General features: G+C 66.2%; 7 protein-coding genes. 4 read left to right on the forward strand and 3 right to left on the reverse strand.

The genetic code is table 11. The features are described from left to right. From rfbB to rfbC, 4 genes are all read left to right on the forward strand, one after another. The coding region (rfbB, locus tag B2W70_RS08350; RefSeq protein WP_286744701.1) for a dTDP-glucose 4,6-dehydratase at positions 1–1,002 on the forward strand (1,002 nt) is incomplete at its 5' end. Further along, complete coding sequence (gene rfbD, locus B2W70_RS08355; protein WP_286744703.1) at positions 999–1,919, forward strand: dTDP-4-dehydrorhamnose reductase; 921 nt, start codon at positions 999–1,001, stop codon at positions 1,917–1,919. The genes rfbB and rfbD, both read left to right, overlap by 4 nt. A gap of 8 nt (positions 1,920–1,927) precedes the next feature. Then, on the forward strand, positions 1,928–2,809 hold the full coding sequence (rfbA, locus tag B2W70_RS08360; protein WP_058086541.1) for a glucose-1-phosphate thymidylyltransferase RfbA: 882 nt from the start codon (positions 1,928–1,930) through the stop codon (positions 2,807–2,809). A gap of 4 nt (positions 2,810–2,813) precedes the next feature. Continuing rightward, positions 2,814–3,407, forward strand: coding sequence for a dTDP-4-dehydrorhamnose 3,5-epimerase (gene rfbC, locus B2W70_RS08365; protein WP_286744707.1), 594 nt, complete (start codon positions 2,814–2,816; stop codon positions 3,405–3,407). A 17-nt stretch (positions 3,408–3,424) separates the two neighbouring features. Here the strand turns inward: rfbC and B2W70_RS08370 are convergent, their stop codons facing one another. From B2W70_RS08370 to B2W70_RS08380, 3 genes are all read right to left on the reverse strand, one after another. Then, positions 3,425–4,591 carry an AGE family epimerase/isomerase gene (locus B2W70_RS08370; protein ID WP_286744709.1) on the reverse strand — a complete coding sequence of 389 codons (1,167 nt, stop codon included), beginning with the start codon at positions 4,589–4,591 and terminating at the stop codon, positions 3,425–3,427. A gap of 179 nt (positions 4,592–4,770) precedes the next feature. Beyond that, positions 4,771–5,592, reverse strand: a complete 822-nt coding sequence (locus tag B2W70_RS08375; RefSeq protein WP_286744712.1) for a WecB/TagA/CpsF family glycosyltransferase — start codon at positions 5,590–5,592, stop codon at positions 4,771–4,773. A 301-nt stretch (positions 5,593–5,893) separates the two neighbouring features. Continuing rightward, positions 5,894–6,910, reverse strand: coding sequence for an EpsD family peptidyl-prolyl cis-trans isomerase (locus B2W70_RS08380; protein ID WP_286744715.1), 1,017 nt, complete (start codon positions 6,908–6,910; stop codon positions 5,894–5,896). Positions 6,911–7,118 lie beyond the last annotated feature (208 nt).

Below are 7,118 nucleotides of genomic sequence, written 5' to 3' on the forward strand. Positions count from 1 at the left end.
GAACAGGCCGAGCCGGTGGTGGTGTTCGACAAGCTGACCTACGCCGGCAACCCCCACACCATCGCCAGCCCATTGAAGTCCGGGCAGGCCACTTTGGTGCAGGCGGACATCGCCGACCGCGATGCCGTGCGCGCTGCCTTGGCGCAACACAAGCCGCGAGCCATCCTGCACTTCGCGGCGGAGAGCCACGTCGATCGCTCGATCCACGGCCCCGGCGAGTTCATCCACACCAACATGGTGGGCACCTTCTGCCTGCTCGAAGAGGTGCGCGCCTACTGGGGCGCCATGAACGAGGCCGACAAAGCCGCCTTCCGATTCCTGCACGTCAGCACCGACGAGGTTTACGGCTCGCTGGGTGACACCGACGCGGCGTTTTCCGAGACCACGCCCTACGCGCCCAACAGCCCGTACTCGGCCAGCAAGGCGGGCAGCGACCACCTGGTGCGGGCCTACCACCACACCTACGGCCTGCCCACGCTGACCACCAACTGCAGCAACAACTACGGGCCGTATCACTTCCCGGAAAAGCTCATCCCGCTGATGATCCTCAACGCGCTGGAGGGCAAGCCCCTGCCGGTGTATGGCGACGGGCTGAACATCCGCGACTGGCTGTACGTGCGCGACCACTGCGAGGCCATCTGCCAGGTGCTGGAAAAAGGCACGCTGGGCGAGACCTACAACGTGGGCGGCATCAACGAGATCCGCAACATCGATGTGGTGCACACGGTTTGCCGCATCCTCGACGAGCTGCGCCCGCGCGCCGATGGCTCCAAGTACGAGAGCCTGATCACCTACGTCAAAGATCGTCCCGGTCACGACCGCCGTTACGCGATCGACCCGACCAAGATCCAGCGTGACATCGGCTGGCTGCCCTCCGAGACCTTCTCTTCGGGCATCCGCAAGACGGTGCAATGGTTCCTGGACAACGGCGAATGGATCGACACCGTGCGCTCGGGGGCCTACCGCGACTGGATCGCGCAGAACTACGCGGAGCGTGCATGAAGATCGTGCTGCTGGGCTGTGGTGGCCAGGTCGGGTGGGAGCTGCGGCGCTCGCTGGCGCCCTTGGGTGAGCTGGTGGCACTCGACTTCAACACGCCTGGCCCGGCCGAGGCGCCTGAGCTCAAGGCCGATTTCACCGACCCGGCACAGGTGGCCGAGATCGTGCGACGCGTGCGGCCTGATGTGATCGTCAACTCGGCGGCCCACACGGCGGTCGACAAGGCAGAGGCCGAGCCCGATGTGGCGCGACTGATCAACGCGACGACGCCGGGCCTGGTGGCTCAAGCGGCGGCCGAGATCGGTGCCTTGCTGGTGCACTACAGCACGGACTATGTGTTCGATGGCTCGGGCGAGGCGCTGCGCGATGAATCGGCGCCCACCGCGCCGCTGAACGTGTACGGCCAGACCAAGCTTGAAGGTGAGCAGTTGGTGCAAGCCAGCGGCTGCCGACACCTGATTTTTCGCACCAGCTGGGTGTATGCGGCGCGCGGTGGCAACTTTGCCAAGACCATGCTCAAGCTCGCGGCCGAGCGCGACGCGCTGAAGGTCATCGCCGACCAGCATGGCGCGCCCACGGGGGCCGACCTGCTGGCCGACGTCACGGCGCACGCCATCCGCAGCGTGAGCCAGCCTGGCGGCGATGCGCGCCTGGGTCTCTACCACCTGGTGGCCTCGGGCGAGACCACCTGGCATGCCTACGCCAGCCACGTCATCGGATGGGCGCGCGCCAACGCGCTGCCGGTGAAGGTGGCCGCCGACGCGATCGAAGCCGTGCCGACCACGGCTTACCCCACGCCCGCGAAGCGTCCGCACAACTCCCGCCTGGACACCCGCCGGCTTCAGGCGGCTTTTGGCTTGAGCCTGCCGCATTGGCAGGACGGGGTCGACCGCATGCTCACCGAGATTTCAGGGAAGTGATCTCCACCATGAAGCGCAAAGGCATCATCCTGGCCGGGGGCTCCGGCACCCGGCTGCACCCGGCCACGCTGGCCATCAGCAAGCAACTGCTGCCGGTGTACGACAAGCCGATGGTTTATTACCCGCTGAGCACGCTGATGCTGGCCGGCATCCGCGACATCCTGCTGATCAGCACCCCGCAGGACACGCCGCGCTTTCAGGCACTGCTGGGCGACGGCAGCCAGTGGGGCGTGAACATCAGCTACTGCGTGCAACCCAGCCCGGATGGGCTGGCTCAGGCCTTCGTGCTGGGCCGCGATTTCGTGGGCAACGACCCCAGCGCGTTGGTGCTGGGTGACAACATCTATTACGGCCACAATCTGCAGGGCCTGCTGCACAACGCTGCCAACCGCGATGTCGGCGCCAGCGTGTTCGCCTACCACGTGCAGGACCCTGAGCGTTACGGCGTGGTGGCCTTCGACGCGGACAAGCGCGCCCTGTCGATCGAAGAAAAGCCGGCTTCGCCCAAGAGCAACTACGCGGTCACGGGCCTGTACTTCTACGACAACCAGGTCTGCGACATCGCGGCGTCGATCAAGCCGAGTGCCCGGGGCGAGTACGAGATCACCGATGTCAACGCGATCTACCTGCAGCAGGGGCAGCTCAGTGTCGAGATCATGGGCCGCGGCTATGCCTGGCTCGACACCGGCACCCACGACAGCCTGCTCGAAGCCAGCCAGTTCATCGCCACGCTGGAAAAGCGCCAGGGCCTGAAGGTGGCCTGCATCGAAGAGATCGCTTACCGCTCCGGCTGGATCACCGCCGAGCAGGTCGAAAAGCTGGCACAACCCATGCTGAAGAACGGCTATGGGCAGTACCTGCGCAAGGTGCTGCAAGACCAGGTCTGGTGACCCCATGAAATTCATCCCTACCGCCATCCCCGACGTTGTCGTCATCGAGCCTGCTGTTTTCGGTGACGACCGGGGCTGGTTCATGGAGAGCTTCAACGAAGCCAAGTTCCACCACGGGCTGGCCGAGCTAGGCCTGCCAGCGCCACGCCCTTTTGTGCAGGACAACCATTCCTGCAGCAAGGCGGGCGTGTTGCGTGGCCTGCACTACCAGCTGCCGCCGCACCCTCAGGGCAAGCTGGTGCGCGTGAGCAAAGGCGCGGCCTTTGACGTGGCGGTGGACATCCGCCGGGGCTCGCCGACGTTCGGCAAGTGGGTGGGGGTCGAATTGACTGCGGCCAATCACCGACAACTCTGGATCCCGGAGGGTTTCGCCCATGGCTTCATGGCCCTGGAAGACGACACCCACTTCCTCTACAAGACGACGGATGTCTACGCACGCGATTGCGAACGCAGCATCCGCTGGGATGACGCAGACATCGGCATCCAATGGCCGGCGGTGGCGGGCCTGACCCCTGGTTTGGCACCCAAGGATGCGCAAGCTCCCTGGATGCGCGACGCCGACCTGTTCACGTTCGGCGCCACACTCAGCGCCAGCTGAACGCCATCCCAGCCGGCTCAGCGGCCAAGTTGGCAGGCGGTCTCCAGGGCGTAGACGATGTGATAAAGGCTGCTGGCCCGGGTGTCCTGTGTTTGCCAGCGGCCCTGTGCGTCCAGTGATTCGTGCCAGGCACCGGGCACAGGGTGCGCCAGGTAGCGCAGCAGGGTGAGCGTGGCAGCCGTCGCGCGGGACAGGGCCCTCGTTGCTTCAGCGTGATCCAGGGCCTGATCAGCCAGCTCCGCGCAGGTGACCCAGGCTTTGATGCGCTCGGTCTGGGGCCAGAGCTTGGCGTGGGCATCACGCCAGCGGCCGTCGGTGCCCAAGGTGTTGATGGCCACGCCGCGATGCGGGTCCACGCCGAGTTGCTCGCCCAGGTCGATCATCCGCCTGGCGGCTGTCAGGGCCTCGGTCCTGCGGGGGTGCTCGGGGCGGGCCATGGCCCACTGCATCAGCAGCCAGCCCCATTCGAACTGATGACCCGGCTCGGCTTCCGTGCCTCGCTCGCCTGGCAGGGGACGCCAGTCCAGGTCGAACCACTCGGTGACCAGGCCGCTGGGCGCATCCAGGAGGTGATCCAGCGCCAGCGCCGTCACCTCGTCGGCCAGCTCAGCCCAGGCGTTCGTATCGCCCTGGCAGGCCCGGTGCCAGGCCAGTGCCGCTTCGAGCAGGTGCATGTGGGGGTTGGCGCGCAGCGGAGCCTGTGGTGGCTGGCTTTCATGGAAGCCGCCCATGGCATGTTGCCACCCCTGCCGCATGCGCTGCAGGGTGGACAGCGCGATGCCTGGCAGCTGAGCGAAGGTGGCGCGATCGCTTTCGTGCACGGCGGCGAGTGCGAACAGCGCGAAGGCCTGCTCGTAGAGGTCGAATTGAGCGTTGCGCTCACCGCGGTGGACGTCGAACGACGTCGCAAAGGTGCCGTCCGGGTTGCGAAGCCTGTTCAGCAGGAAGTCCAGGCCGTGCACCAACAGGTCCTTGGTGTCACCTTGCCAGCCCAGCCGTTGGGCGGTGGCGCAGACGTAGAGCTGGCGTGCCACCACGCGTGTGCGGCGAGGCTCTTCGACTGGGTGTCCCCGGGCGTCGAGCTTTTCGAAGAAGCCGCCGCGCTGGCGGTCCACGCCTTGGGTGCGCCACAAGGGGAAGGCTTGGGTCAGGAACCAGTCCTGCCAGGTGGCTCGCGTTCGCACCCAGTCGGTGTCTCTGGGAAGGGTGGGGGGCGCGTGAACATCCATGGGGCATGCCCGGTCAGGTCGATGAGGCGAGAGTCTATCGGGCGCTGGCACGCCAAGAGGCGGGGCGTTGCAAACAAAAACGGCCGCAGGGTGTGCGGCCGGCCAAACAGCGGGTGTTGACGATGCAGGCGGTGTCAGCGCGGGTCGTCGTGACGCGAGGGCGGTGCACCCAGCAGCATGCTGTGCAACACCCGAGTGAGGAAGGCCGCTTGCGTCGCCAAGCGCCGACGCAGCGCGCCCAGGGATGACGTGCGTGCGCAGATCAGCTGTGTTTGGCCGAAGTCGGGCCCCAGGCCGACCATCACGGCACGCACTTGAGCCCGGTGAGCTTGCATCCAACTCGCCTGCTCGGCGTGAGCCAGGCCAACGAAAACCACCGTCGCGCCCGTGGAAGCGATCTGGTGGGCCAGGGCCAGGTCTTGTGCAGGTGTGAGGGCTTGTGGCGCGCCGGGCGTGCCTGTGATCTGGAGAGCAGGAAAAGCCGTTTGAGCGTGGCTGATCAGTTGGTCGAGCGATGCCTGCGTGCCGCCGTGCAAGTGAACGGCCTGGCCTGCCTGCTCGGCCAGGCGCATGTGGTGCCACATGAGCTCGCGGGCCGTCAGCGCTTGCTGGCGGCGCTGGCCTTCTCGGCGCATGGCCCAGGCCACACCCGCGTCGCCAGGCAAGGTCAGGTCTGCCTGGGCGAGGGCGTGGTGCAGTGCGGGGTCCCGGGTTGCTTGCACAAGGTGGGCCATGTCGCAAAGGGCCACGATGCGTGACTGGTGGCGGCTCCCCCAGGTGAGGATGCGTTGTGCGGCACCGTCCAGGTCCATGGCGTCCACGTAGGTGTCGAGCAGCAGGGTTCCCTGGCGCAGGAAGCGGTGGCGGGTCGGCGCCGTCACCTGCTGAGCGGGCCGTTGCTCATTCGTTCTCCAGGACACCGAGGGGTAGCCAAAATGGGGATCGGGGTGACGCATGCTGCTTCCTTGTCGGGGCGGGCTGCGGGTGCGGCTGGTGGGCCGTGCTCCGTTGCCTGAAATTCTAGGAAGCGCCTTGCTGGTGGCCGGTTGAGGGAAACCCTCCGCCAGGCGTCGGATCACCCGAGGCTTGTGATGGATGTCTCGCCTGGGTGCACGCTGGGCTGCTGGTTTGCCCGAACGCACCCGTGCCACGAAAAAACAAAGCGCCCGGAAGGGCGCTTGTGTGGGAGCAGCTCTGTACCGTGTCAGAGCCCGGTCGGCGACCGTCGGGCTCGCTCAGATCAGGATCACAGCGGGCTCACTTCAGGCCAGACAGGCCCTTGGACAGGGAGTCTGCGTCAACGCTGGTGCTGGCTGCTGCGTCAGCGGGAGGAGCGGCCACGGAGGGTGTGGAGGCCACGCCACCGTCTGCGCTCGACGCCGCTGCGGCGCCCGAAGCCGGCTTCTCGGCGAACTTGCCCAGGTATTCGATCTTGGCCGCTTCGCGCATGGCCTTGACTTCCTTCTGGGCAAACTGGCGGCGACGTTCGGCGGTCAGGAACTGCTCGATGGCTGGCTTGGCCTGTTCGAACGACACCGGTTGCGCGCGGCTGGCCATGACCAGGATGGCCTTGAAGCCGTCCTTGGCCGTGATGAACAGTGACTCGCCATCGTTGACCTTGGCGAGCTGATCCACGATGGCCAGGGGCAGGCCTTCGGCTGCCTGGGTGACCTGTTGGGTCGTGAACTTCAGGCCGGAGACCTTGAGCACTTCACCGTACTCGGCCGGGGTGCGTGCCTTTTTCAGCAGCTCGATGGTCGCCTTGGTTTGCTCGGGCGTGGCGGGGATGGTGAACTCTTGCAGGGCGTAGAGCTTGCGCTGCGAGAACAGGGCGGGCTTTTCGTCGAAGTACTTGCGGATTTCATCGCCGCCAGGGGTGCCTGCGCCAGCGACAGCAGCGCGCTCGATGTAAGTGCGTGCCAGGATGTTGCGACGGGTGGCTTCGAGCAACTGCATGACCTGCGGATCGCGGTCGAGCTTTTGCTCTTCGGCCTTGGACACGGCCAGTTGCTGGTCGATCAGGCCTTCAAGGATGTTGCGACCAGCGGCTTCGGCTTGCTCGGGGCGAAGGCCTTGCTGGCGCTCCAGCACCTGGTTGATCTGGTGGACGGTGATCTCCGAGCCGTTCACGCGGGCAGCGGCCTGGGTGGCCTTGCCTTCGGACGAGCCCTTGTCGCCGCAGCCGGTGGCCAGGACGGCGGCCAGGACGACGGGCAGCAGGGCCATCATGCGGATGGCGCGCGGTTGAGCGGAAGCGTGCAGGCGGTGTTGCATGGTCTGAAGGTTGGGTTGTGTGGTTCTCGGGCCTGGCCATGGAAGTGTGCGCAGGCGTCAGTGCAAGATCGGGTACAGACAGCGAAGTTCCCTGGTCGGTGGTGCAAACCGCTCAAACAGGTGGGTCAACCGTGAGGTTTGTCACCTTCTGTCATGTCGGTTGGCGTGGCCGCAGGTGCCTGGCGTGTACCGCAGACCACGCCAGCAC

This window comes from Aquabacterium sp. UBA2148 (assembly GCF_002328915.1).
Classification (GTDB): domain Bacteria; phylum Pseudomonadota; class Gammaproteobacteria; order Burkholderiales; family Burkholderiaceae_C; genus Aquabacterium; species Aquabacterium parvum.